General features: G+C 61.5%; 19 protein-coding genes. 18 read left to right on the top strand and 1 reads right to left on the bottom strand.

From position 1 onward, the window contains the following. Positions 1–11 precede the first annotated feature (11 nt). Positions 12–992: a DNA-directed RNA polymerase subunit alpha gene (locus ACE3RX_RS17480; RefSeq protein WP_374486259.1), complete on the top strand. Its 981-nt coding sequence runs from the start codon at positions 12–14 to the stop codon at positions 990–992. Between the two features lie 26 nt (positions 993–1,018). After that, positions 1,019–1,420 (top strand): 50S ribosomal protein L17, encoded by a 402-nt coding sequence (gene rplQ, locus ACE3RX_RS17475; RefSeq protein WP_374486258.1) that lies wholly within the window; start codon positions 1,019–1,021, stop codon positions 1,418–1,420. A gap of 788 nt (positions 1,421–2,208) precedes the next feature. Here the strand turns inward: rplQ and ACE3RX_RS17470 are convergent. Next, complete coding sequence (locus ACE3RX_RS17470) at positions 2,209–2,760, bottom strand: NUDIX hydrolase (protein WP_374486257.1); 552 nt, start codon at positions 2,758–2,760, stop codon at positions 2,209–2,211. A gap of 154 nt (positions 2,761–2,914) precedes the next feature. Between ACE3RX_RS17470 and ACE3RX_RS17465 the strand changes: the two genes are divergently transcribed. The 16 genes from ACE3RX_RS17465 (at position 2,915) to ACE3RX_RS17390 (ending at position 24,111) form a co-directional block, all read left to right on the top strand. After that, complete coding sequence (locus ACE3RX_RS17465) at positions 2,915–4,936, top strand: diguanylate cyclase (RefSeq protein WP_374486256.1); 2,022 nt, start codon at positions 2,915–2,917, stop codon at positions 4,934–4,936. A 57-nt stretch (positions 4,937–4,993) separates the two neighbouring features. Then, a complete protein-coding gene (locus tag ACE3RX_RS17460) occupies positions 4,994–6,775 on the top strand; it encodes an EAL domain-containing protein (protein ID WP_374486255.1) in 1,782 nt (593 codons plus the stop codon). A 156-nt stretch (positions 6,776–6,931) separates the two neighbouring features. Further along, positions 6,932–7,249 carry a flagellar transcriptional regulator FlhD gene (gene flhD / locus ACE3RX_RS17455; protein ID WP_374486254.1) on the top strand — a complete coding sequence of 106 codons (318 nt, stop codon included), beginning with the start codon at positions 6,932–6,934 and terminating at the stop codon, positions 7,247–7,249. A gap of 24 nt (positions 7,250–7,273) precedes the next feature. Next, positions 7,274–7,822, top strand: a complete 549-nt coding sequence (gene flhC, locus ACE3RX_RS17450) for a flagellar transcriptional regulator FlhC (RefSeq protein ID WP_374486253.1) — start codon at positions 7,274–7,276, stop codon at positions 7,820–7,822. A 181-nt stretch (positions 7,823–8,003) separates the two neighbouring features. Further along, positions 8,004–8,855, top strand: a complete 852-nt coding sequence (gene motA, locus ACE3RX_RS17445; protein WP_079432679.1) for a flagellar motor stator protein MotA — start codon at positions 8,004–8,006, stop codon at positions 8,853–8,855. A 43-nt stretch (positions 8,856–8,898) separates the two neighbouring features. Beyond that, positions 8,899–9,894, top strand: a complete 996-nt coding sequence (gene motB, locus ACE3RX_RS17440) for a flagellar motor protein MotB (RefSeq protein WP_374486252.1) — start codon at positions 8,899–8,901, stop codon at positions 9,892–9,894. A gap of 105 nt (positions 9,895–9,999) precedes the next feature. Beyond that, positions 10,000–11,160 carry a methyl-accepting chemotaxis protein gene (locus ACE3RX_RS17435; RefSeq protein WP_374486251.1) on the top strand — a complete coding sequence of 387 codons (1,161 nt, stop codon included), beginning with the start codon at positions 10,000–10,002 and terminating at the stop codon, positions 11,158–11,160. A gap of 24 nt (positions 11,161–11,184) precedes the next feature. After that, positions 11,185–11,550: a response regulator gene (locus ACE3RX_RS17430; protein ID WP_374486250.1), complete on the top strand. Its 366-nt coding sequence runs from the start codon at positions 11,185–11,187 to the stop codon at positions 11,548–11,550. Positions 11,551–11,587: 37 nt separating this feature from the next. Continuing rightward, complete coding sequence (locus ACE3RX_RS17425) at positions 11,588–13,891, top strand: chemotaxis protein CheW (RefSeq protein ID WP_374486249.1); 2,304 nt, start codon at positions 11,588–11,590, stop codon at positions 13,889–13,891. 126 nt (positions 13,892–14,017) lie between these two features. Then, on the top strand, positions 14,018–14,521 hold the full coding sequence (locus ACE3RX_RS17420) for a chemotaxis protein CheW (protein WP_374486248.1): 504 nt from the start codon (positions 14,018–14,020) through the stop codon (positions 14,519–14,521). After that, the gene (locus ACE3RX_RS17415) at positions 14,487–17,726 is read left to right on the top strand and encodes a methyl-accepting chemotaxis protein (protein ID WP_374486247.1); all 3,240 of its coding nucleotides are present in this window, start codon (positions 14,487–14,489) and stop codon (positions 17,724–17,726) included. The genes ACE3RX_RS17420 and ACE3RX_RS17415 overlap by 35 nt, the downstream gene beginning before the upstream one ends. Positions 17,727–17,779: 53 nt before the next feature. Then, positions 17,780–21,043 carry a Cache 3/Cache 2 fusion domain-containing protein gene (locus ACE3RX_RS17410; RefSeq protein ID WP_374486246.1) on the top strand — a complete coding sequence of 1,088 codons (3,264 nt, stop codon included), beginning with the start codon at positions 17,780–17,782 and terminating at the stop codon, positions 21,041–21,043. 10 nt (positions 21,044–21,053) lie between these two features. Continuing rightward, a complete protein-coding gene (locus ACE3RX_RS17405) occupies positions 21,054–21,995 on the top strand; it encodes a CheR family methyltransferase (protein WP_374486245.1) in 942 nt (313 codons plus the stop codon). Further along, positions 21,979–22,596, top strand: coding sequence for a chemoreceptor glutamine deamidase CheD (gene cheD, locus ACE3RX_RS17400; RefSeq protein WP_374486244.1), 618 nt, complete (start codon positions 21,979–21,981; stop codon positions 22,594–22,596). Before ACE3RX_RS17405 ends, cheD begins: the two co-directional genes overlap by 17 nt. 37 nt (positions 22,597–22,633) lie before the next feature. Continuing rightward, positions 22,634–23,731, top strand: a complete 1,098-nt coding sequence (locus ACE3RX_RS17395; RefSeq protein WP_374486243.1) for a chemotaxis response regulator protein-glutamate methylesterase — start codon at positions 22,634–22,636, stop codon at positions 23,729–23,731. A 74-nt stretch (positions 23,732–23,805) separates the two neighbouring features. Next, positions 23,806–24,111: an STAS domain-containing protein gene (locus ACE3RX_RS17390; RefSeq protein ID WP_374486242.1), complete on the top strand. Its 306-nt coding sequence runs from the start codon at positions 23,806–23,808 to the stop codon at positions 24,109–24,111. Positions 24,112–24,190: the final 79 nt, after the last annotated feature.

The following is a 24,190-nucleotide window of genomic DNA, read 5'->3' as shown; positions in this document are numbered from 1 at the left end:
AAGGATTGTCGATGCAAAGTAATGCTCTGCTGAAACCGCGCATCATCGAGGTGCAGAATGTTTCGCCGGTGCACGCCCGGGTGACGATGGAGCCGTTTGAGCGCGGTTTCGGTCACACTTTGGGTAATGCACTGCGGCGTATTCTGCTGTCCTCGCTGCCGGGCTACGCGCCGACCGAGGTGTCGATCGAGGGCGTACTGCATGAGTACTCGACGCTCGATGGTGTACGGGAAGATGTGGTTGATCTTCTTCTCAACCTGAAAGGTGTCGTTCTCAAGTTGCACGGCCGTGGCGAAGCTACGTTGTCGCTGGCGAAGTCGGGTGAGGGCGTGGTGACGGCGGCTGATATCGAAGTCTCCCACGACGTCGAGGTTATCAATCCGGATCACGTGCTGGCTCACCTTGCCCCTGGTGGTAAGCTGGACCTGCAGATCAAGGTTGAGCAGGGGCGTGGTTACGTCCCTGGCAACCAGCGCCCGGCCGCCAACGAGTCGAAGGCTATTGGTCGTATCGTTCTTGATGCGTCTTTCAGCCCGGTTCGTCGTGTGAGCTACGCGGTCGAAAGCGCGCGGGTTGAGCAGCGTACCGACCTGGATCGCTTGGTCCTCGATATCGAGACCAACGGCGCGGTTGATCCGGAAGAGGCTGTGCGGTTCGCGGCTCGTGTGTTGATGGATCAGCTTTCCGTCTTTGCCGATCTGGAGGGTACTCCTACGGCGGTGGAGGCTCCGAAGGCTCCGGCCATCGATCCTATCCTTTTGCGTCCGGTAGATGATCTTGAGCTGACCGTTCGTTCTGCGAACTGTCTGAAGGCTGAGAACATTTATTACATCGGTGATCTGATTCAGCGCACCGAAACTGAATTGCTCAAGACCCCGAACCTGGGTCGCAAGTCGCTGAATGAGATCAAGGAAGTCCTTGCCTCGCGCGGTTTGACGCTGGGCATGAAACTTGAAAACTGGCCGCCGGCCGGGCTGGAAAAGCTCGGTTGAGCGTAACGAAGAAGAGGTAATTTCAAATGCGTCACCGTAACGGTCTTCGCAAGCTCAACCGCACCAGCAGCCACCGTCAGGCTATGCTGCGCAACATGGCTAACTCCCTGCTGCGTCACGAAGTCATCAAGACGACCGTGCCGAAGGCAAAGGAACTGCGCAAGGTTGTTGAGCCGCTGATCTCGCTTGGCAAGAAGCCGAGCCTGGCTAATCGTCGTCTGGCCTTTGATCGCCTGCGCGATCGCGAAATCGTCGTCAAGATTTTCGACGAACTGGGTCCGCGTTTTGCTGCCCGTAACGGCGGTTATCTGCGTATCCTGAAATGCGGTTTCCGTGATGGCGACAACGCCCCGATGGCGTTTGTTGAGCTGCTGGACCGTCCGGAAGGCGCGGTTGAGGCACCGGAAGCTGAACAAGCTGCGGCTTAAGCCGGAGTTGGGAAGTTGAAGGAGAGAAGGGTCAGCGAAAGCTGGCCCTTTTTGTTTTTGTAGTTGCAGCGAAGGAGGTGCAGGTGGGGCGATTTGTTTATGCCGTTTTCGCGCTTTCGCTGGTACTACACGTTGTTGTTTTTTGGCCGGCACCGGACGCGCCACCGCTCCGGAAGCGAACGACACCGCTTACGGTACGCTTGACTGGTGGCGCTACACCCGCGATGCCGGCTGTGCGGGGTGCGGACTTGGAGGTGCCGGAGGGTAAGGGCGCGACGGCTGCGGCTAAGGCGCGGTATGAGCACAGTATGTCCAAGGCCGACCTCGCTCCGGTCAGAGCGCTCACGCAAGATGGGCGAGAGCGTGGTCTTGCTTCGTCCAAGTTGGTCGGCATCACTGTATCGTCGGGCGCATCTACTGTGGAGCCTGTGCTGCCGGCACAGGCTGTCGTGCCGGATGAAGGGGGTGCTGACCTTGTCCAGATAGGCCGCTACCGCTTAGCTCTTGCCGTCACTGCGGTGCGGCTGCAGCGTGCGTCTGGGCAGTCCGTGGCAGGCGGGCTGGAGGGACGGGCGTTGCTCGTTGTGTATGTTAGGCCAGGGGCTGAGCGGCCGGAAGTCCGATTGGCCGAGTCCAGCGGGGTCGGGCATCTGGATGATGGGGCCTTGAACCTGATGCGGCGTGCCGTCTCGCAGGTTGCGGTGCCGCCGCAGGGGCAGCCGTTTTCAGTGGAACTGCCTGTGTTGTTCGAGGCAATGTAGGCGCGCGGATCGAAGGGCGGTGGGCGGCTATCGATAAGTTCCGGGGATCGGAACGGCCAAAGTCGTCGTGTGAAGGTCGAAGCGCCCGCGGCGCCGGTCTTCAAAGTAGCACTTCAAGGTGTATTCGATCGAGCGGAACGCGATCTCTTCCCACGGAACGTCAGCTTCGGTGATGAGGCTGGCTTCAAGGGATTCCTCACCCGGTGCAAAGTCGGGGTCAATGAGTTTTGCGCGATAGATGATGTGAATCTGGCTGATGTGTGGCAGATCCACAAAGGAGAACATCTCGGCCAGTTCAATCTTGGCCCCTGCCTCTTCAAGGGTTTCACGCAGCGCGGCTTGGCCGGTGGTTTCGTTGTTTTCCATGAAGCCAGCGGGTAAAGTCCAGCAACCGTAGCGCGGCTCAATGGCTCGGCGGCACATGAGGATCTTGTTCTCCCATTCAGCGATGGCGCCAACGACGACTTTTGGGTTCTGATAGTGGATCGTTCCACACTGGTCGCAAACGTGGCGAGGAAGATTGTCTCCGGGGGGAACCTTGAGGCTGACGGGGGCACCGCAATGGGAGCAGAAGTTCATGATGTGCGGACAGGCTTGGACAGTCCGGTCATTCTAATTCAATGGCACTCCGGTATACCTAGCGCTGGTCGCGGCATGTCGGGTTCAGGGGGTGCGCGCTTCGTCCGATACTGACGGACTAGACTGGGAACGCTGGCGAGAGCCAGGCGGGGATATGGCAGCGTCGATAGATATTACGAAGTTCGAGCAGTTGAAAGTTTCCGGGGACCTGCCGTCCCCGAAGGGCGTTGCCTTGGCGGTCATCAGGTTGATACAGCGGGAGGGTAGCTCGATCGATGATCTGGCCCGCGTGGTGAAGACCGACCCGGCTTTCGTAGGGCGTTTGATCAAAGCAGCCAATTCGCGCACGGCGCACGGGCGCCGCGCGGTGGCGTCGGTGACCGAGGCCTTGATGGTGCTGGGACTGCCGGCGGTGCGTACGCTTGCGCTTGGTTTTTCCTTACTCTCCAGCTACCGGGGCGGGGCGTGCAAGGGCTTTGACTATGAGCGTTTCTGGACTGGGTGTCTGGTGCTCGGCATCGCGATGCAGGCCATCACACAGCGGACACGGGTTGCCGCGGCTGAGGAGACTTTCTGCCTTGGGCTGTTGGCCCGGGTAGGGGAGTTGGCGCTAGCGACCCTCTATCCGACGGAGTATGAGCGGGTGCTGCGGCAGACGCTGGAGTTCCGGGATGTAACTCTGGCACAGCTGGAGCAAAAGGCTTTTGCCATGGATCACCGGCAACTGACTGCGGCGATGTTGGCCGATTGGGGGATGCCGCGTATTTTTCACGAGACTGCCTACTTCGTCGAAGCGCCGGAGGAGGCCGGGTATACAGATGGTTCCCGGGAGTTCGTCGTCGTGCAGTCGCTTCATCTGGCCGAGTACATCGCCGAGGTTTGTACGGCGGCTGCGCCGGAGCGTCCGAATCTGATGCGACGCCTCTTTGAGATTGGGGAGCGGCTTTCCTTTGATCGCGGGACGGTGACCGAGCTTTGTGACCATGTTGTCAGTGAATGGCATTCGTGGGGGCAACTGCTTGCCTTGCAGGCCGAGGAGGTGCCGCCGTTCAGGGAGCTGGCGGTCCGTGGAGAGGAACTGGCTGCAGGTCGGGTCGGGGAACCGGACGTGTCTCCCGCTGAGCATCCCACGGTGGATGCGGGAGAGGCCGGGCAAGTGTTCGATGGCGAGTCTGCTGGTGTGCCGGGTAGTCCTTCGATGCGCGTCCTCATCGTCGATGACGATGCTTCCATGCGTTCGGTCGTGCGCAAGGTTCTTGAGACCGTCGGCCATCGGGTGATGGAGGCCGCTGACGGGCGAACAGGGATGGAGATGGCGCTGGAGTTCCAGCCGCAGTTGATGATCGTGGACTGGGTCATGCCGGAGATGACCGGGCTCGAGCTCACGCGCGCCTTGCGGCAGACCAAGATCGGGCGCGCGATCTATATCCTGATCATGACGAGTCTCGATGACGATGATCGCCTGATCGAGGCTTTCGAGAATGGCGTCGATGACTTCATGAACAAGCCCATCAATCCGCGGGTTCTGGCGGCACGCCTGCGTGCCGGGCAGCGGGTGATTCGACTGCAGCAGGAGGTGGATCGGGACCGCGAGGAGATCCGCCGGTTTGCCGCCGAGCTGGCCGTGTCTAATCGGAGGCTCCAGGAGGTGGCGCTGACCGATGCCTTGACGGGCTTTCCCAACCGGCGCTACGCGATGGATCGCATCCAGCAGGAGTGGCTGGTGTCGTCGAGAACCCGCCGCGCCTTGTCGGTGATGGTCATCGACGTGGATCAGTTCAAGCTTTACAACGACTCCCATGGCCACGACGTCGGCGATGCGGTGCTCAAACGGGTCGCCGCCGTGGTAAAGGGGGCGCTGCGGGCCCAGGATGTCGTCGCCAGGACCGGTGGCGACGAGTTTCTTGTCATCTGTCCGGATACCAATTTGGATGCAGCCATGGCGTGTGCCGAGCGAGTGCGGTTCGCGGTGGAGAACGTACGTGCTCCACTCAATGGGGTGTCACTGAAGATCTCTCTGAGCATCGGCGTGGCGAGCCGCGAGGGACAGATGCCGGATCCCGATGCCTTGATCAAGCGTGCGGATCAGGCGCTTTATCAGGCGAAGGAAAAGGGAAGAAATCGGGTCATGAGTGTTCAGCTCTCCCGTCCGGGGCCGGTCGTTCCACGGCGCTAGTACGATCAAGCTGCTTGAGTCCTGATCTTCGCAAACGAGAATGACGGTCGTGCATTGATGAATTTGAATGGACAGGTAGTCGGTCGCGACAGCGCAGGCGACAGGGATATCGGAATCCTGGTTGTCGATGACAGTGAGGATGACGTCTTCCTCCTGGGCAGGGCACTCGCCAAGTGGGGCATGAAGGTGCGCTGCGAGCGTGTGGATAACGCAAGCGCGATGCGGGCCGCGCTGTGCGCGCCGGGCTGGGATATCGTCATTTCCGATCACCGCATGCCGGGCTTCGATTCGGCAGGGGCCTTGCAGGTCCTGAAGGAGAGCGGTTGCGACCTGCCGTTCGTGATTTACTCCGGGGTCATCACTGACCAGCAGGCTTTTTCGTCGATGCTGGATGGTGTCAGTGATTACGTGCCGAAGGGTAATTTTGCCCGTCTGGTGCCTGTTATCACCCGGGAGCTGCGCGGCGCCGCGGCGCGCCGGGTGGCGCGGGAGGCGGGCAGCCAGATTCAGGCGCTGGCGTACTTCGATGCCCTGTGCAAGTTGCCGAACCGACAGCTAATCTGTGCCCGTCTGGCCGAATGGGCGCGTGAGGCATCGACAAGGCAGGTTCCCTTGAAGGCGGCCATCTTTCATGTCGATCTGGACCGCTTCCAGCGCATCAATTCAAGCTTTGGTTACGAGGCGGGCAATGTCCTGCTGCGTCAGGTTGCCAAGCGTCTGCTAGAGAGTTCCGAATCCCACGGGCTGGTCGCCCGGCTCGGTGGTGATGCGTTTGGTATTCTCGTGCCGGGTGTCTGCGAGCACGGGGCTGCGGAGGTCTTCGCCCGCTGGCTGATACGTGCATTCGAGTTGCCTTTTGTTCTGGACAGGATCGAGTTGTTTCTGTCGGTCAGCGTCGGGGTGGCCTGGCTTCGCGAGGGCGAGGATGATGTGTTTTCCCTGCTGACCCATGCGGAAACGGCGATGAGCGCAGTCAAGCAGGAAGGGGGTAACGCCTACCGCTTCTTCGATGCGGACATGCTGAGCGGTTCGGCAGAGCGGATCGCCCTGGAGAGCGATCTGCGCTTTGCGATTGAGCGCAATGAGCTCTGGGTTGCCTATCAGCCTTGTGTCGAGGGAAGCGATGGTCGGGTGGTGAGTGCGGAGGCGCTCCTGCGCTGGCGTCATCCCCGTCTCGGGCCTATCGGTCCTGACCGCTTTATTCCGATTGCCGATGAGAACGGGATGATCATCGAGCTCGGCGAGTGGGTCATGCGGGAGGCCTGCCGGGAATGCCGGCGTTGGCGCGACATGGGGTGGCGCGACATGTTCGTTTCGGTGAATGTCTCCGCTGTCCAGTTTGCGCAGCCGCGGCTCATCGAATCGGTGCGACGGGCGCTGGAGGACGCAGGGCTGGAGCCTGGGGGGCTGCAGCTTGAGATCACCGAGTCCTCCTTGATGCAGGATGCCGAGACGGCCGTGGCCATGTTGCGGGCGTTCAAGAACATGGGGTTGCGGGTGGCCATCGACGATTTTGGCACGGGGTATTCGTCGCTTGCCTATCTCAAACGCTTTCCGGTTGATGTGATCAAGGTCGACCAGTCCTTTGTGCGGGATCTTTGTGACGATGAGGAGAACGCGGCGATCGTCCGGGCCATCATCGTACTGGCACGCAGCATGCGGCTTCACGTGATTGCCGAGGGGGTAGAGTCATCGAGCCAGGTGGATGCCTTGCTTACCGATGGTTGCGACTGCTTTCAGGGGTATCTGTTTGGAAGGCCTGTCGCGGCCGCCGACTTCCGGGCTGCGCTGGAGGCGGCGGTCGAAGGTGGGGCGGCTGGGAGGGAAGTAGTTCTTTGAACCGGTTTGCCTGAAGGTGGTTTGCGTGTAAGATTTTTTCTTACATTTGTATACGGTTTTTTTCTTACTTCATAATCCGTCGCCGTCGGATGGCGAGCCTTGCCGGTTGACGGCAGAATTTGCCGCATACGATGGCCAAATGCTGAGGAGAGCACCATGCGCACCAATGGTATGCAAGATGAAATCCGGGAGTTGAATCTCGCTTACCTGATGTTGGCTCAGCAGATGCTGCGCGAGGACCGAGCCGCGGCCCTCTATCGTCTCGGTATCGGGGAAGATGTGGCTGCCATCCTGGAAGGCCTGAGCGCGGCCCAGGTTCTCCGTATGGCCAGTTCCAATATGTTGCTGTGCCAGTTCCGCTTCAATGACACGATGCTCGTTGATCTGCTGTCGTCCCACGGCAGGGAACGGGGAACTGCTCATCTGCATGCGGCTATTCTGGCCGCTGGCCGTCCGGTAGAGGATCTGGCCTGAAGCTTGATCCGTCCAGGGGCTGCCATGCGTAACAAGAGCGTATTGGCTGAGGCGCAGGACATTCAAAAGGCTGTCGAGCTGATCCGCCTCGGTGCGCGCATGCAAATGCTCGAAGCGGAAACCTCCCTGAGTCGTGAGCGCCTGCTCAAGCTGTACAAGGAGGTCAAAGGCGTATCCCCGCCGAAGGGAATGCTACCGTTCTCCACGGACTGGTTCATGTCGTGGCAGCCGAACATTCATGCATCTCTGTTCATGGCGTTGTACCGCTTCGTGCGCAAGCATGCCAAGCAGGATGGCCTTGATGCGATCGTGCAGGCCTATCGCCTGTACAACGAGCATATTGAATCCTTCGAGATGGAGCAGATCCTGAGCCTGACGCGGGCCTGGACGCTCATCCGTTTCTTCGACGCCAATCTGCTGCAGTCGGCCCGTTGTACCTGTTGCGGCGGGGAGTTCGTCACGCACGCTTTTGATCCTACCCATGAATACGTCTGTGGTTTGTGCCATGTCCCGTCGCGGGCCGGCAAGACCCGCCGGGTTGCACCCGGGGCGGAGGAGGCGGCGGGGCCGTGATGACAGGTGTTCGATGACGGGGAATGCCGCCATGCTAGTGGCGGCTTTTTTTTGTATGCACAGGGGACGATAGGCTTGCCTCGCGGGCTCAAGTTTCCGGGGCCTGGGCCGATATCGACGAAGAAGAATAACGCTCCGGATGCGCCCCGTAAGGGCGTGTCCGCTGATAGAGGTTGCAGCGATGTTTTTGATCATCGGCTACGTGATTATCCTGGCGGCTTCGTTGGGCACTTATGCGGTGCACGGCAGTCTGGCCGCGCTGTGGGTGCCCACCGAATACATCGCCATTGTCGGTCTGACCATTGGCGGCTTTGTGGCGGGTAATGGCCCCAAGGCGATCAAGGGCACGATCGCGGCGCTTCCGACCATCTTCAAGGGCTCCCCGTACAACAAGGCGTTCTATGTCGACGTGCTGTGCATGCTCTACGAGATCCTTGCCAAGGTGCGCAAGGAAGGCCTGATGTCGATCGAGGGTGACGTGGAAAACCCGGACGGCAGTCCCATCCTGTCCAAATATCCGGCTTTCACGGCCGACCATCATGCTGTCGATTTCCTGTGCGACTACCTGCGGATGATGGTTGGCGGCAATCTCAATGCGTTCGAGATCGAGAACCTGATGGATGTGGAAATGGAAACCCACCATCAGGAAGCCCACGGTCCGGCGCACGTGGTGTCCAAGGTGGCGGATGGTGTTCCTGCCTTTGGTATCGTTGTGGCGGTGATGGGCGTGGTGAACGTGATGGGCTCGGTCGGTCAGCCGCCGGCAGTGCTGGGCAAGATGATCGGTGGTGCGCTGGTCGGGACCTTCCTGGGTATTCTCGTTTCCTATGGTTTCGTCGCTCCGGTCGCTGGGCAGCTCGAGCAGAAGGTCGATGAAGGCGGCAAGATCTACCAGTGCATCAAGGCAGTATTGCTGGCCAGCATGAACGGATATGCGCCTCAGGTGGCGGTGGAGTTTGGCCGGAAGGTTCTCTTCTCGTCCGATCGGCCCAGTTTTGCCGAGTTGGAAGAAGCCATCAAGAGCCGCAAGTGAGGCTGGCGACAGTGGAACTCCGTGATGCGGGAGGGTGCGCCGAATGAGCGACGATACCCAGCAGCCAATCGTCGTCAAGAAGATCAAGAAGGGCGGCGGTGGCGCCCATGGTGGCGCCTGGAAGATCGCCTACGCCGACTTCGTCACGGCGATGATGGCCTTCTTCCTGTTGATGTGGCTCCTGGGGTCGACGGCGCAGGGCGACTTGAAGGGGATCGCCGATTTCTTCAGTTCTCCCCTCAAGGTTGCGATGAACGGTGGGTCAGGGGCCGGCGACGCGTTGAGTCCGATCGCCGGTGGCGGGCAGGACCTCACGCGTTCCGTTGGCCAGGTCAAGCGTGGCGATGTGGACGGCCGCCGATCCGTCAACATCGAGGCCGCCAAAGGGGCGACCAAGCCGGAAGGGGACGATGGCAAGAACGTCCAGAACAAGAATGAAGAGCGCAGGGAGCGGGCCAAGCTCGAGGACTTGAAGGGGCAGATCGAGGCCATTATTGAGGCCAGTCCCAGTCTGCGGGCTTTCAAGAACCAGTTGCTGCTGGACATCACCTCGGAGGGGCTGCGCATCCAGATCGTCGATGAGCAGAATCGGCCGATGTTCGATTCCGCCAGTGCCTCGCTCAGGCCTTATACGCAGGAACTGCTGCGCGCCATCGGTGCGACGCTCAATGGCGTGGAAAACAATGTCAGTCTTTCAGGGCATACGGACTCGACCCGCTATGCGGGCGGCGAGCGGGGCTTTTCCAATTGGGAGTTGTCTGCCAACCGGGCCAATGCATCGCGCCGGGAATTGGTGGCGGGAGGGCTCGCAGAAGGCAAGATGGTGCGGGTCGTTGGCCTTGCCGATACGGTGCCGCTCGATCCGGCCAACCCGAATGCGGCACTCAACCGACGGATCAGCATCATCGTGCTCAACCGTCAGGCGGAGGCTGCGTTGAAGGCGAGCACGAGCCGAACTCTGGAAGTGAGCAGCGGTGACGAAATGGATGCGACGGATATTCGCCGTGGCATGGTAAAAGGAGCGCGCCCGGTGCGGTGAGTCCGTTCCGTGCATGCGATTCGGTGAGTGGCGATATGCGGATTTGGTGATCCAGCGGGCCAGGTGCTAGAAAAAATGTCACGATCAAATGCGGTTTTGCTTGGAGTGCTGTGGTCCCTGCTGATTGTTGGCGGGGTGGTGCTGCTGTCAGGCGCGAACGCTTGGCACATGCTGGCCTTCGTGTTACTCGCCGGTGGCTGGTGCGGCGTGCTCCTGATGCAGCGGCAAGGTGCTACGGGTCCGACGTCGGGAGAGCTGGTGCCAGCTGGCTCCGCGGGCCTGGCAACCGTCGAGAATGTTCTGCGTGAATCCATCCGGGGATTCCAGCGGCAGCACGAGGCGGCGCTGGCCGAGGTCCGGAGCGTGGAGGAGAGGTTGTCTGGCGCCATCGTGACGCTGACGCAGAGTTTTCAGGGCATTCTTGCCGCAACCAACCAGCAACAGGAGATTGCCCTCGGGCTGGCCAAGGAAGGCGATCCGGTCGATGGTGCCAGTCGCGTCGACGACTTTGTTGCCCATACTTCGGGTGTGATGCAGCGGGTCGTCGATAGCGTGATCATGAATAGCAAGCTGGGTATGGAGCTGGTCGAGCTGACCGATCGCATCTCCAAACGGGCCAGTGATGTGGAGGCGATCCTCGGCGAGATTGGAGCGATTGCCAAGCAGACCAATCTGCTTGCCCTCAATGCGGCAATCGAGGCCGCCCGTGCGGGTGAGGCCGGGCGCGGGTTCGCGGTGGTGGCCGACGAGGTGCGGGACTTGTCCACGCGCACGACCCAGTTCAGCCAGCAGATTGCGGCGGTGATGAAATCCATGCGGGAGGGCGTGAAGGGAACCGAGGACGCCATCGCCAAGCTGGCGTCCACCGACATGAACTTCGCACTTGAGTCGAAGCAGCAGGTGGAGCGTGTGCTGATGTCGATGGAGACGCTCAACAAGGCACGTTCCGGCGCCATTCGCGAGTTGGGCGAATATACCCACGCAATGGATGCTGAAGTGAACCGTGCGGTAATGGCGCTGCAGTTCCAGGATCTGGTGTCCCAGCTGATTGGTCGCGTGCAGCGGCGGATCGAGGGGCTCGGCCAGCTGGAGACTGAATTGGATGCGCTGATCGGTGAGATCCAGCTCGCCGCAGCTGGGGATGTCCGCTCCCTGCAGCACGCAGCCGAGTCCGTCCAGAAGCGCCTGGCTGAACTTGTAGTTGTCGAAGAGGGGGCCGCTGGGCACGCTCGGGAAGTCTCGCATGGCGAGATCGATTTGTTTTAGTTTCAAGAACCTAGGAAATATACGATGGCCAAGATCGTACTGACTGTTGATGATTCTGCTTCCATCCGGCAGATGGTTTCATTCACCTTGAAAAGTGCCGGCTACGAAGTCGTCGAAGCCGTCGATGGCATGGATGGCCTCGACAAGGCCAAGGCCAAGGCCTGCAGCCTGGTGCTGACCGACCAGAATATGCCCCGCATGGATGGCCTGTCGTTGATCAAGTCGCTGCGTGCGATGCCCCAGTACCGCAGCGTGCCGATCCTGATGCTGACGACCGAGTCTTCCGACACGATGAAGTCGCAGGGGCGGGCGGCCGGCGCAACGGGCTGGCTGGTCAAGCCCTTCGATCCGCAGAAGCTCATCGAAGTGGTCAAGAAGGTCATCGGCTGATCAGGTTGGTACAGGGCGGGCATCAGGGGAGGCAGTCATGGCCATAGACATGAGCCAGTTCTATCAGGTCTTCTTCGAGGAGGCCGCGGAGCACCTGGCGAGCATGGAAGCATTGCTGCTTGCCATCGATCCCGGCGCTCCCGATCCGGAAGATGTGAACGCCCTGTTCCGGGCGGCCCATTCCATCAAGGGGTCGAGCGGGACCTTCGGCTTCCAGGACATGATGGAGGTTACCCACATCCTTGAAACCATGCTCGACCGCGTACGCAAGGGTGAGGCGCCTCTGACGGACGACATGGTCGATGCCTCGCTGGTGGCTGGGGATGTGCTGAAGAACCTGCTGGCGGCCCACCGCGGCGAGGACGAGGCGGATCGGGAGGCGGCGGAGGCCATCTGTCACCGGCTCGAAGCCTTATGCCGGGCCCTCGATGAGCCGTCCCGAGGTGAGGCTGAAGGGCCCGCCGTTGTGCCGCCGCAGGAGTCATCGTCGTCCGCGGGTTTCGACCTGCTATTTACGCTGGTCGGGGACGTGGGTGGGGAGCGGGATACGTTTGCTGACCTGTTGTCCGAGCTTGGGCGCATCGGTGTGGTGCAGACGCTGGAGGCCCCGACGCCGGGCGAGCGTCGTTGCCATCTGCGCATCGAAACCGACAAGGATGGCGATTTCTTGCGTGGCCTTCTCGAGTTCGTGGCCGAAGCAGCCTCGCTGCGCATCGAGCCGCTAGCGGGAGGGGGAGCAGAAGAGGAGGCATACGGCTTCTTTGAAGACATCCCCGAGGTGGCGGGTGGCAGCGAGTGGCGTAGCAGTGACGATGCCTATGGTTTCTTCGAGCCGCTGCAGTCTGTGCCCGGCGCGGCGGTGACCGAGGAGGCTTATGGCTTCTTCGACGAGCAAGAAGTGGCCAGCCTTCTAGCCAAGCAGCAGGCGGCCGAGCCTTACGGTTTCTTTACCGAATTGCCGGTGCCCGATGCGGAGCCGTCCGGAGTTACGGCGGTCCAGGAAACGGCGTATGGCTTGTTTGAGCCTTTGCCCGAGGCGCCGGCGACCAGTTCTCCCGAACAGGTCGATGCGAGCGTTGCAGTTGATGCTCCGGCAGCCGTCGCCGCCGTGCCGCAGGTGCCTGCCCGCAGGCCTGCCGCGCGTGCGCCGGGTGGCGGCGATAGCGGTTCCATCCGGGTCAGCGTCGAGAAAGTAGACCAGATGATCAATCTGGTGGGCGAGCTCGTCATTACCCAGGCCATGTTGACCCAGGCGGCGGTGAATGTGGACCCGGTTATTTGTGAGCGCCTGATCAACGGACTGGCGCAGCTTGAGCGCAATACCCGTGACCTGCAGGAGTCCGTGATGTCGATCCGGATGATGCCGATCTCGGTGGTGTTCAGTCGTTTTCCGCGGGTCGTGCGGGATCTGTCCCAAAAGCTGGGCAAGCAGGTGGAGCTCAAGACCATCGGCGAGAGCACCGAGATGGACAAGAGCCTGGTCGAGCGGATCACCGATCCGCTGACCCACCTCGTGCGTAACAGCCTCGATCATGGCCTCGAAACCCCCGAGAGGCGTCGTGCTGCGGGCAAGTCCGAAACCGGCACGATCACCCTCAGCGCCTATCATCAAAGTGGCAACATCGTCATTGAAGTCGGCGACGACGGCGCGGGTCTCAACCGCGCGCGCATCCTGGCCAAGGCCAGGGAGCGCGGCATGCTGGTCAGCGACTCGATGAGCGATCAGGAGGTCTGGCAGCTCATCATGGAGCCGGGCTTCTCCACTGCAGATCAGGTGACCGAAGTATCCGGGCGTGGCGTCGGCATGGACGTGGTGAAGAAGAACATTTCGGCGATGGGCGGGCGGATTGAGCTCGATTCGATGGCGGGTATCGGAACCCGGATCACCGTGCGCCTGCCCCTGACGCTGGCGATTCTGGATGGCATGAGCGTCGGGGTCGGGCCGGAAACCTACATCATTCCGCTCAGCTACGTGATGGAGTCCATGCAGCCCGAGCGGGGCATGATGAAGAGCGTGTCCGGCGTCGAGCGCCTGATCCAGGTGCGTGGCGAATACCTGCCGGTGATCTGTCTGCATGAAGTGTTCCGTATCCCCGGGGCGATCACCGACTGGTCGAAAGGCATCATGGTGGTGCTCGAGGCGGATGGACAGAGTGCAGCCCTGTTCATCGACCAGCTTATCGGTCAGCACCAGGTCGTGATCAAGAGCCTGGAGGCCAACTATCGCCGGGTCCAGGGTATTGCCGGTGCCACGATTATGGGCGATGGGCGTGTGGCTCTGATTCTCGATGTGCCGATGTTGGTCGGGATGGCTCGGCGAGTGCTGCCAGCTGCCGCCTGAACGCATTGGTGCCGCCCCGGCAGGGCTTTCGGCGGACGGGTAACTTTTGGTGTCGCTGTTATCCGCCGGCTTCAGAAAAGGTGTCTCGTGCCGTAAAGGCAAGTGTTCCCTTGGAGGAGTGTTGCCATGCTGCAGGCCGCCCATACTACTGCCGCGCAGGAGCCCGAGGACTCCGGCGCCGTGCAGGAATTGCTTACCTTCACCCTCGGTGCAGAGGAGTACGCCATCGACATCCTGAAGGTTCAGGAGATTCGTGGCTATGATGCGGTGACAACCATCGCCAATGCCCCCAGCTTCATCAAAGGGGTCATCAACCTACGCGGCACGATCGTGCCCATCGTTGATCTGCGCATCAAGTTTTCCGTCGGCGTTGCGGAATACACCCCCTTTACCGTCGTGATCATCCTCAATATCGGCGGCCGCATCGTCGGCATGGTGGTCGATGCGGTCTCCGACGTCATTGCCCTGAAGCCCGAGCAGATCCGTCCAGCTCCCGATTTTGCTTCGTCCGTGGATACCGCCTACATCATGGGTCTGGGTGCGCTCGGCGAACGCATGCTGATCGTCGTCGACATCGAGCGGCTGATGCTCTCCAGTGAAATGGCCCTGGTGGACGAAGCGGCAGCTTGACTACGCGTTCTGCCTGTCCCGGCTCTCGTTCCTGTCTCTTGAGAAAGTCTTTGTCATGACTACCCTCCTGTCTCCCGCGGTTGGAGTGATGAATCGCCTGTCCGTGCAGGGCAAGATGCTCCTGCTCGGTCTGATCGCCATGGTGTCCGTGGTGGTACTGGCGTACATGCTGCTGGCCCGGGTCGAAGGGGATATCGCTTTTTCCGAAAAGGAAACCCAGGCTGCGCCGCTGGTGATGCCGGCACGTCACCTGATGCAGGCTTTGCAGACCCATCGTGGCGTGGCTCAGGGCGTGATCGGCGGGAATGCGTCGCTTGCCGGTAAGCTGGCTGAGCTGCGGGCGGAGGCGGACAAGGCCATCGCCGAAGGCGATGCGGCATCGGCCCGTTTTGGTGAGGGGCTTGGGGTGAGCGCCGACTGGGCCGCCCTTCGTCAGGGGTGGACCGAGGTGCAGGCCAAGGCGGTCAGCGTCGGCAGCGCGGAGAGCTTCAAGCTGCACACGGATTACATTGCCCAGGTCCGCCGCTTCATCACCATGGTGGCCGACAAGACAAATGCCACCCTCGATCCGGAACTGGAAACCTATTACCTGATGGACCTGTTTACGGTCCGTCTGCCGGCGCTGGCCGAGGATGCCGGGCGGGCGCGAGCCATGGGAACCGCCCTGGCTATCCGTCAGCACAGCACGGAGGCCGAACGTATCGACATGAACGTGTTCATGCGACGTCTCGCGGACGGGCGGGAGGGCGTCGAGGCGGCTATCGTCAAGGTCGGAAGCAACGGGCAGGCGCTGCGTGCCCGCCTCGATGTGCCGGGACAGAACTTCGATGCGGCGGTGAAAGGCTTTGGTGTCTTGGTCGATGAGCATGTGTTGAAGGGCTCGGACGTGTCGATTGGTGCTGCCCAGATGTTCGAGGAGGGCTCCAAGGCCGTGGATGCGAGTTACGCAATCCTCGACGTGGCTGTCCAGGAGTTCGACCGTTACCTCCAGTTGCGTCTGCAGCGCCTTTACATGGCACGTTGGACGGCGATTGGCGTGATCCTGTTCAGTCTGCTGGTGGTGGGTTATCTGTTTCTGGGCTTCCGCCGCACCATGTTGGACGGCATCGGCGAGATCCAGGCCGGTGTGCGGCGCATGGCGGACGGAGTTCTCGATGAGCCGGTGAATGTGAGTTCCCGTGATGCGTTCGGCGAGATTGCCGCAGCCTTGAATGCCATGCAGGCTAGCCTCAAGGCACGCCTGCTCGCTGAACATGAAGTGGCAGAAACCAATCTGCGGGTCCGCAATGCGTTGGACAAGGCGTCGACCAGCATCATGCTGGCCGACAATGACGGACAGATCGTGTACTGCAACGAAGCCGTGATGGGGATGTTGCGTGATGCGGAAGCCGACATCCGCCGCGACCTGCCGAATTTCAGTGTGGCGGGGCTGGTGGGCCGCAATTTCGACGACTTCCATCAGAACCCGGCGCACCAGCGCAACCTTCTCGGCCATCTGCAGGGCGAGCACAAAGCCAGCGTCCGGATTGGCGGGCGTACGTTTGCACTGGTCGCCAATCCGGTGGTCAACACCCAGGGCGTCCGTCTGGGGTCGGTGGTGGAATGGCAGGACCGTACCAACGAGGTGCGGGTCGAGCAGGAACTCGCGGGGTTGCTCGATGCCGCAGTGGCTGGAGACTTTGCCCGTCGCCTGTCTCTTGAAGGCAAGGCCGGTTTCTTTGCGACGGTCGCCGAAGGCATGAACAACCTGATGGGGATCGTTTCCACCAGTCTTGAAGACCTTGCGCGGGTTCTGAACGCGATTGCGCGGGGTGACCTGACGGAGAAGATCACGGCGGAATACAGCGGGACGTTTGGACAGCTGAAGGACGATACGAACACGACGGTGGAGCGTCTGCGCGAAGTGGTGGGGCAGATCAAGGAGTCTGCGGAGTCGATCAACGTGGCGGCGCAGGAGATCTCGGCGGGCAACTCGGACCTGTCGGCACGTACGGAAGAGCAGGCGAGCAGCCTGGAAGAGACGGCGAGCTCGATGGAGCAGCTGAACGCGACGGTTCGTCAGAACGCGGATAACGCGCGTCAGGCGCGGGAGCTGGCGAGCTCGAGCAACGAAGTGGCGGCGCAGGGCGGCGAGATGGTGGCGCGGGTGGTGGACACGATGGGCTCGATCCAGGAGAGCTCGAAGAAGATCGCGGACATCATTGGGGTGATCGACTCAATCGCATTCCAGACGAACATTCTGGCGCTCAACGCGGCGGTGGAAGCTGCGCGGGCGGGCGAGCAGGGGCGTGGTTTTGCGGTGGTGGCGAGCGAGGTGCGGAGCCTGGCGCAGCGTAGCGCGCAGGCGGCGCGGGAGATCAAGGCGCTGATCGCGGACAGTGTGGACAAGGTGGAAGACGGAGCCCGGCTGGTCAATGAAGCGGGGCAGACGATGGAAGACGTGGTCTCGAACTTCCAGAAGCTGTCGGCGCTGGTGACGGACATCTCGGAGGCGAGCCAGGAGCAGAGCGGCGGGATCGAGCAGGTGACGCAGGCGGTGGGCCAGATGGACGAGGTGACGCAGCAGAACGCGGCACTGGTGGAAGAGGCGGCGGCAGCGGCCGAGAGCCTGGAGGACCAGGCCCGCAGCCTCGTCCGGGCTGTGAGCACCTTCCGCCTGGTCGCCCAGGCTGGGGAGCCTGCGCCTGCGAGCCTGGATTTCGATGGGGTGATCCAGGCGCACATGGGCTGGAAGCACAAGTTGCGTAACTACCTGTCTGGCGAAGGCGAGGCTCTGGATCCGGTCGTGGTGTCCCGTGACGACAAGTGCGTACTTGGGTGCTGGATCCATGGTGAAGGCAAGCGTTACGCCGGCAATTCCCATTACGCTGCTTTGCGTAGCAAGCACGCGGATTTCCATACTTGCGCAGGTGCGGTTATCCGTGCCAAACAAGATGGAGACGATGCCGGCGCGCGGCGTTTGCTGCTCAATGAATTCGCGGTGCTTTCCGACGAAACGATTCAAGAAATACGCCATATGAAGCAGAGCTGTGAGGGGCTCCCTATGCCCGCCTCGATACCCGCCACTCCGAAGGCCAGTGTTACGCCTTTGCCGTCCCGCGCCCGGGGTGAAAAAGGGGGGGGAGGGGGCAAAGTGGCTGCACCCTTGCCCAAGCTGAAAGCAGGGGGCGTAGATCTGGCGGAAGCCGAGTGGGAAGAGTTTTGAACATTTGATTGGCCATTGGCTGTCGTGTGCAGGTGGCGAGGGAAGGATTCGAGATGAAAATAAATATGCCGGTGACCCAGCACGAGGTTGAATTGAGGGAAACGACGCTGATCGTTTCCAAGACCGACCTCAAGGGGCAGATCACCTATATCAATTCGGACTTCATCGCGATCAGTGGGTTTACCGAAGAGGAACTGCTCGGTCAGCCCCACAACATCGTGCGCCATCCTGATATGCCGGTGGAGGCCTTTGCCGACATGTGGCAGGCCCTGAAGGCAGGGCGTCCGTGGGTTGGGATGGTCAAGAATCGTTGCAAAAACGGGGATTTCTACTGGGTTGAAGCCCATGCCTCGCCGATTTTCGACAACGGTCGCGTTCTTGGATACATGTCAGTGCGACGCAAGGCCAGCGCGGACAAGATTCGCGCTGCAGAGGCGGCCTATGCTCAGTTTCGCGAGGGTAAGGCCGGCGGCAAGCAGATCGTGGATGGCAAGGTCGTGTCGGCTGGTGTCGCGCTCAGGTTCGGGCGTTGGCTGGGCAGCACCTCATTGGCCGCGCGTTCTGCGTTGGCTGCAACGCTTGCGCTGGCGGTGATCCTCGGAGCAGGTTCGCTGTACATGCGCGGACGGGCCAGCGAGGCGCTCGAAGCGCAGGGGTTGGCCGTGGTTTCCGATAAGGTGGCGGCCGTACGAGCGCTGGTCGAATCCAAGGCACAGAGCTTGCGCGTCGAAACCGACAGGCTAGGTAACCTCTTTGCGGCCAGTCTGGGGGACGGATTCAGCGTTAATGCCGCTGGTGAGGGTATGCCTGTGCTGCTCAACGGCGGCACGGTGATGAACCTGCGTACCCAGGAGGTGGATCGCTTCACCGCCGCCAGTGGCGCGGTGGCCACTCTTTTTGCCCGTAAAGGAGACGAGTTCTACCGGGTCGCCACATCGGTTAAAAAGGAGAACGGCGAGCGTGCCGTCGGGACTACGCTGGCCCATGACAGCCCTGCCTATGCCCGTTTGCTGGCCGGTGAGCGCTACGTGGGTAAGGCCGTGTTGTTCGGTGTCGATGCTTACACTGGCTATGCTCCGATCAAGGATGCCAGTGGGAAGGTGATTGGTGCCACCTTTGTCGGACGCAAGTTTGCAGAGGAAATGGCGGCTTTGCGCCAGCAGATCAAGACTGTCCGCTTCGGCGACACGGGTTATGCCTATGTGCTGGACTCCACGGCGGGCAAGACCCAGGGAGCCTTGGTCGTTCATCCGGCCAAGGAAGGGCAGAGTGTTCTCGAATCGAAGGATGCGAGTGGTCGCCCGTTCATCCGCGAGATGCTCGAGCGAAAGCAGGGGGTGATCCGTTATCCGTGGCTGAATGCAGAACTGAACGAGACCTCGGCCCGCGACAAAGTTGTGGCTTTCGACAGCTTTCCTGAATGGAACTGGCTGATCGCCGGCGGCACCTACATGGATGAATTCGAGAGCGTTTCCCGCAATATCGGCGTCATGCTGCTTGGCATCAGCCTGCTCGCAACGGTGTTGCTGGCGGGGCTCATCTTTGTGTTGTTGCGTGGCCTGATCGCGGGTCCGTTGGCGGCAATGGTACGGACTGCCCAGAGTGTGGCCAACGGCCGTTACAACAACGAGATCGATGTCAGCCGCAATGACGAGGTGGGGCGCGTCATGCAAGCGATCGAGGCGATGCAGGTCAAGCTGGGCAGCGATATTGCCGAGCAACAGCGGGTCAGTGATGAGAACGCACGTATCCGCCAGGCGTTGGACAGCGTCGAGACAAACGTGCGGATCGCCGAGCCCGATGGCCGGGTTATTTATGCCAATCCAGCTCTGGTGAAGACCATTCGTGGAATCGAAGGGGAAATCTGCAAGAGCGTCCCGGGTTTCCGCGCCGACAGCTTCGTTGGTAGCGATATCACCCGCCTGTATGCCGATCCGTCTGCGGCACGCCAGCGCCTGGCGGCGCTGCAGCAGACCACGCGCAGCATGATGGAGATTGGCGGGCGTAGTTTCGAGGTGGTGACCAGTCCGATCTTCAATGCGGGCGGAGAGCGCCTGGGGTCGGTTGGCGAATGGCGTGACCGTACCGATGAGCTGGCTGCTGAACGTGAAATTCAGGCCATCGTGTCGGCAGCGGCGGATGGTGACTTCTCGGCCCGTTTGCAGCGCGAGGGCAAGACCGGCTTCTTTGTCGATCTGACGGATGGGATCAATCGCCTCATGGAGGGGGTCGCGGGGAGTTTGAACGACCTTGCGCGGGTTCTGAACGCGATTGCGCGGGGTGACCTGACGGAGAAGATCACGGCGGAATACAGCGGGACGTTTGGACAGCTGAAGGACGATACGAACACGACGGTGGAGCGTCTGCGCGAAGTGGTGGGGCAGATCAAGGAGTCTGCGGAGTCGATCAACGTGGCGGCGCAGGAGATCTCGGCGGGCAACTCGGACCTGTCGGCACGTACGGAAGAGCAGGCGAGCAGCCTGGAAGAGACGGCGAGCTCGATGGAGCAGCTGAACGCGACGGTTCGTCAGAACGCGGATAACGCGCGTCAGGCGCGGGAGCTGGCGAGCTCGAGCAACGAAGTGGCGGCGCAGGGCGGCGAGATGGTGGCGCGGGTGGTGGACACGATGGGCTCGATCCAGGAGAGCTCGAAGAAGATCGCGGACATCATTGGGGTGATCGACTCAATCGCATTCCAGACGAACATTCTGGCGCTCAACGCGGCGGTGGAAGCTGCGCGGGCGGGCGAGCAGGGGCGTGGTTTTGCGGTGGTGGCGAGCGAGGTGCGGAGCCTGGCGCAGCGTAGCGCGCAGGCGGCGCGGGAGATCAAGGCGCTGATCGCGGACAGTGTGGACAAGGTGGAAGACGGAGCCCGGCTGGTCAATGAAGCGGGGCAGACGATGGAAGACGTGGTCTCGAACTTCCAGAAGCTGTCGGCGCTGGTGACGGACATCTCGGAGGCGAGCCAGGAGCAGAGCGGCGGGATCGAGCAGGTGACGCAGGCGGTGGGCCAGATGGACGAGGTGACGCAGCAGAACGCGGCGCTGGTGGAAGAGGCGGCGGCAGCGGCCGAGAGCCTGGAAGACCAGGCCCGCAGCCTCGTCCGGGCTGTGGCGATGTTCCGCCTGCAGGCCAGCCAGCAGGTGCCGCCGGCGGTCGCCGATGGGCGCCTGATGGCCGATAACGTGTCGCGTCTGCCCGAGCGTGCGTCGCGGCCTGCACCTGCTGCGGTCCGCTCCGCTGCGCCCTTGCCCAAGGTACGGCGTACCGGTGGCGTGGTCGGTAGTGACCTCGATGATGAATGGGAAGAGTTCTAAAGAGCGGCTTATGTCGGACAAACCTTTTTCCCGTAGTGCAGTGCCGCCCCGGGACACGGCCGTATCGCGTTCTGGGACGACGGCGCGGCCTCTAGCGCCTGTCCCGCGGTCTCCCGCAGCGGCGTCCCCGGATCGCGAATTCCAGTTCTCGTCAGCGGATTTCGAGCGTGTCCGCGACCTGATCTACCGCCATGCCGGCATCTCCCTGTCCCCGATCAAGCAGGACATGGTGTACAGCCGCCTGGCCCGCCGCCTGCGAGCGCGGGGCGATCGTACCTTCGGCGAGTATCTTGACCGGGCCCAGCGCGAGCCACAGGAGTGGGAAACCTTCGTCAATAGCCTGACCACCAATCTGACTTCCTTTTTTCGGGAGGCCCACCATTTCGAGATCCTGGCCGAGCGCCTCAGGAAGCATGTCGCGCGCTCGCCTTTCCGGATCTGGTGCAGTGCCGCCTCGACGGGCGAGGAGCCGTATAGCCTGGCCATCACTGCCTGCGAGGCCTTCAACAGTCTGAGCCCGCCGGTGCAGATCATTGCCACCGACATCGATACCAATGTGTTGGCAACGGCAGAGAAGGGGGTCTATGGTCTGGACCGGGTCGAGCGCCTGTCGCGGGAGCGCATGCAGCGCTTCTTCCTGAAGGGGACCGGGACGCAGGCCGGCCAGGCCCGCGTGCGTCCCGAGTTACAGCGTCTGATCGAGTTCCGGCGGATCAACCTGCTGGACAAGAGCTGGGCCGTGCAGGGGCCGTTTGACGCACTGTTCTGTCGCAACGTGATGATCTACTTCGACAAGCCGACACAGCATGGCATCCTTCAGCGTTTCGTTCCGCTGTTGAAGCCGGATGGCTTGCTGTTCGCCGGTCATTCGGAGAGTTTCCTGCATTCGGCAGATCTTTTCCGCTCCCTCGGCCGAACCGTTTACGAAAGGGCCGATGTCCGTGCACGCTGATCCCGGTTATGTGGAACATCTGGCAGGAAACCGCTACTTTGATCGGACTTTCGATTGCGATGCGGTGAAGGTGCTGCCCGGCGAGTATTTCGTGACCACCTCCGACATCGTTCTGGTTACGGTACTGGGTTCATGCGTGACGGCCTGCGTGCGGGACCGGGACAAGGGCCTGGGGGGGATGAACCATTTCATGCTGCCAGAGAATGGCGGGGAGGGCGTCCTTTCCTCGTCGGCCCGCTATGGTGCGTATGCGATGGAAGTCCTGCTCAATCATCTGCTCAAGCTGGGTGCCCGACGCAGCAGCCTTGAAGCCAAGGTCTTCGGTGGGGGAAAGGTGCTGGCGAGTTTGAGCCAGGCCCAGGTGGGCGAGAAGAACGCCGAATTCGTGCTCAACTATCTGAAGACCGAACGCATACCCATTGTTGCGCAGGATCTACTCGACATTTATCCGCGGAAGGTTTATTTCTTCCCGGCCAGCGGACGCGTGATGATGAAGAAGCTGGTGCGAGTGAAGAATGACACGCTCATCGCTCGCGAGCGTGAATATGAAGCCCGTCTGCGGCGCGACAATGTACAGGGGGATATCGAGCTCTTTGGCTGATCGCGTGCCGGGCTCTGTCCTGATCTGAAAGTGAAGCATGACAATCAAGGTTCTCGTCGTCGACGATTCGGCGCTGATGCGCAGTCTGCTGTCGGAGGTGATCAATTCGGCGCCTGATCTGGAGGTCGTCGGCGTGGCGCCCGACCCCATCGCAGCCCGGGAGATGATCAAGACCCTTAATCCGGACGTCCTGACCCTCGATATCGAGATGCCCCGCATGGATGGACTCGATTTTCTGGAGCGTCTGATGAGATTGCGCCCCATGCCAGTAGTAATGATTTCGAGTTTGACCAAACACGGTTCCGAGGCGACCCTGCAGGCCCTCGAATTGGGCGCAGTCGATTTTCTGCCCAAGCCGAGGTTTGACCTGCCGTCGGGTATCGAGGCGTACCGCATCGAGATCTGCGACAAGATCCGGGCCGCCTGTGGTGCCCGCCTCCAGTCTCGGCCATCTGCCGCGCCATCCCTGTCCGGGGCTGGCGCCGTGTCGCGCGAGAGTCCCGCCGCCGCTGGCGGGACGTCGGGTTTGCCGGAAAAGATCCTTCAGGAGCGGCTGGTCCTGATTGGTGCGTCCACGGGTGGAACGGAAGCGATCAAGGAGGTGCTCTGTTCGCTGCCGGCGCAGATGCCGGGCATCCTGCTCGTGCAGCACATGCCCGAGATGTTCACTGCGTCCTTTGCCAAGCGCCTCGATGGCCTGTGCCGTCTGAGGGTCAAGGAGGCTGAGCACGGCGAGCGGGTGATGCCGGGAACGGCGTATCTGGCTCCCGGTCATTCCCATCTGTCGGTGCGTCGTTCCGGAGGAGGCTACGTGTGTGAACTGGCCAACTCGGAACCGGTCAACCGCCATCGGCCGGCGGTGGATGTGCTGTTTCATTCTGCGGCCAGTCAGGTCGGTGCCAACGGCATCGGCGTGATCCTCACCGGCATGGGTAAGGACGGTGCACAGGGCCTGCTGGCGATGCATAAGGCGGGCGCGTGGACGATCGGGCAGGACCAGGACTCCTGCGTCGTCTATGGAATGCCCAGGGAGGCGGCCAGTGTCGGGGCGCTCGATGAGGTCGTGTCCCTCAAGGATGTCGGTCAGCGTGTGCTGGCACGTTTACGGGGCGGTGAGCGGCGCGGAAAAGTGTGAAAATGCGAGGGTGACGCTGGCGACTGCCAGTTGGTTGAAAAAGCGAGTCATTGCAAAGCAGAGGCATTACATATATGGATACAACAGTCAGTACCCAGCAGAATCAGGCCCGCATTCAGCTTTCGGGCCGGTTCGATTTCAATTCCCATCGGGAATTCCGCGATGCCGTCGACCGGGCCCTGAGCAGCCCCGACACCTCCGAAGTGGCCGTGGATCTGGCGAACGTGGCCTATCTCGACAGCTCCGCGCTCGGCATGCTGCTGATGTTGCGGGACAAGGCCAAGGGCGCCGGCAAGACGGTCCGATTGGCGAATGCCAAGGGAAGTGTCCACCAGGTGCTCGAAATCGCCAATTTCGGAAAGCTGTTCCCCATCGACTGATGATCCCGCGCTTCCGTCTGCAGCTGTATTCCCAGGTGTCCGGGTGTGACGGATTTGTGCTCCGAGCCGTAGGCGATCT

Origin of the sequence: Zoogloea sp., from assembly GCF_041914405.1 — a bacterium.
In the GTDB taxonomy this organism is placed as follows: Bacteria; Pseudomonadota; Gammaproteobacteria; order Burkholderiales; family Rhodocyclaceae; genus Zoogloea.
Note: the sequence above shows the minus strand (reverse complement) of the source record. Positions and strands in the feature narration are given on the sequence as shown.

What these genes read in the sequence shown, in the direction of transcription:
- ACE3RX_RS17470 (WP_374486257.1), bottom strand. Translation starts at nt 2,760, where the DNA reads ATGAACTTCTGCTCCCATTGCGGTGCCCCCGTCAGCCTCAAGGTTCCC.
- cheD (WP_374486244.1), top strand. Translation starts at nt 21,979, where the DNA reads ATGTCCGTGCACGCTGATCCCGGTTATGTGGAACATCTGGCAGGAAAC.
- rplQ (WP_374486258.1), top strand. Translation starts at nt 1,019, where the DNA reads ATGCGTCACCGTAACGGTCTTCGCAAGCTCAACCGCACCAGCAGCCAC.
- ACE3RX_RS17465 (WP_374486256.1), top strand. Translation starts at nt 2,915, where the DNA reads ATGGCAGCGTCGATAGATATTACGAAGTTCGAGCAGTTGAAAGTTTCC.
- ACE3RX_RS17425 (WP_374486249.1), top strand. Translation starts at nt 11,588, where the DNA reads ATGGCCATAGACATGAGCCAGTTCTATCAGGTCTTCTTCGAGGAGGCC.
- flhC (WP_374486253.1), top strand. Translation starts at nt 7,274, where the DNA reads ATGCGTAACAAGAGCGTATTGGCTGAGGCGCAGGACATTCAAAAGGCT.
- ACE3RX_RS17395 (WP_374486243.1), top strand. Translation starts at nt 22,634, where the DNA reads ATGACAATCAAGGTTCTCGTCGTCGACGATTCGGCGCTGATGCGCAGT.
- ACE3RX_RS17390 (WP_374486242.1), top strand. Translation starts at nt 23,806, where the DNA reads ATGGATACAACAGTCAGTACCCAGCAGAATCAGGCCCGCATTCAGCTT.
- ACE3RX_RS17460 (WP_374486255.1), top strand. Translation starts at nt 4,994, where the DNA reads ATGAATTTGAATGGACAGGTAGTCGGTCGCGACAGCGCAGGCGACAGG.
- ACE3RX_RS17420 (WP_374486248.1), top strand. Translation starts at nt 14,018, where the DNA reads ATGCTGCAGGCCGCCCATACTACTGCCGCGCAGGAGCCCGAGGACTCC.
- motB (WP_374486252.1), top strand. Translation starts at nt 8,899, where the DNA reads ATGAGCGACGATACCCAGCAGCCAATCGTCGTCAAGAAGATCAAGAAG.
- flhD (WP_374486254.1), top strand. Translation starts at nt 6,932, where the DNA reads ATGCGCACCAATGGTATGCAAGATGAAATCCGGGAGTTGAATCTCGCT.
- motA (WP_079432679.1), top strand. Translation starts at nt 8,004, where the DNA reads ATGTTTTTGATCATCGGCTACGTGATTATCCTGGCGGCTTCGTTGGGC.
- ACE3RX_RS17405 (WP_374486245.1), top strand. Translation starts at nt 21,054, where the DNA reads ATGTCGGACAAACCTTTTTCCCGTAGTGCAGTGCCGCCCCGGGACACG.
- ACE3RX_RS17410 (WP_374486246.1), top strand. Translation starts at nt 17,780, where the DNA reads ATGAAAATAAATATGCCGGTGACCCAGCACGAGGTTGAATTGAGGGAA.
- ACE3RX_RS17430 (WP_374486250.1), top strand. Translation starts at nt 11,185, where the DNA reads ATGGCCAAGATCGTACTGACTGTTGATGATTCTGCTTCCATCCGGCAG.
- ACE3RX_RS17480 (WP_374486259.1), top strand. Translation starts at nt 12, where the DNA reads ATGCAAAGTAATGCTCTGCTGAAACCGCGCATCATCGAGGTGCAGAAT.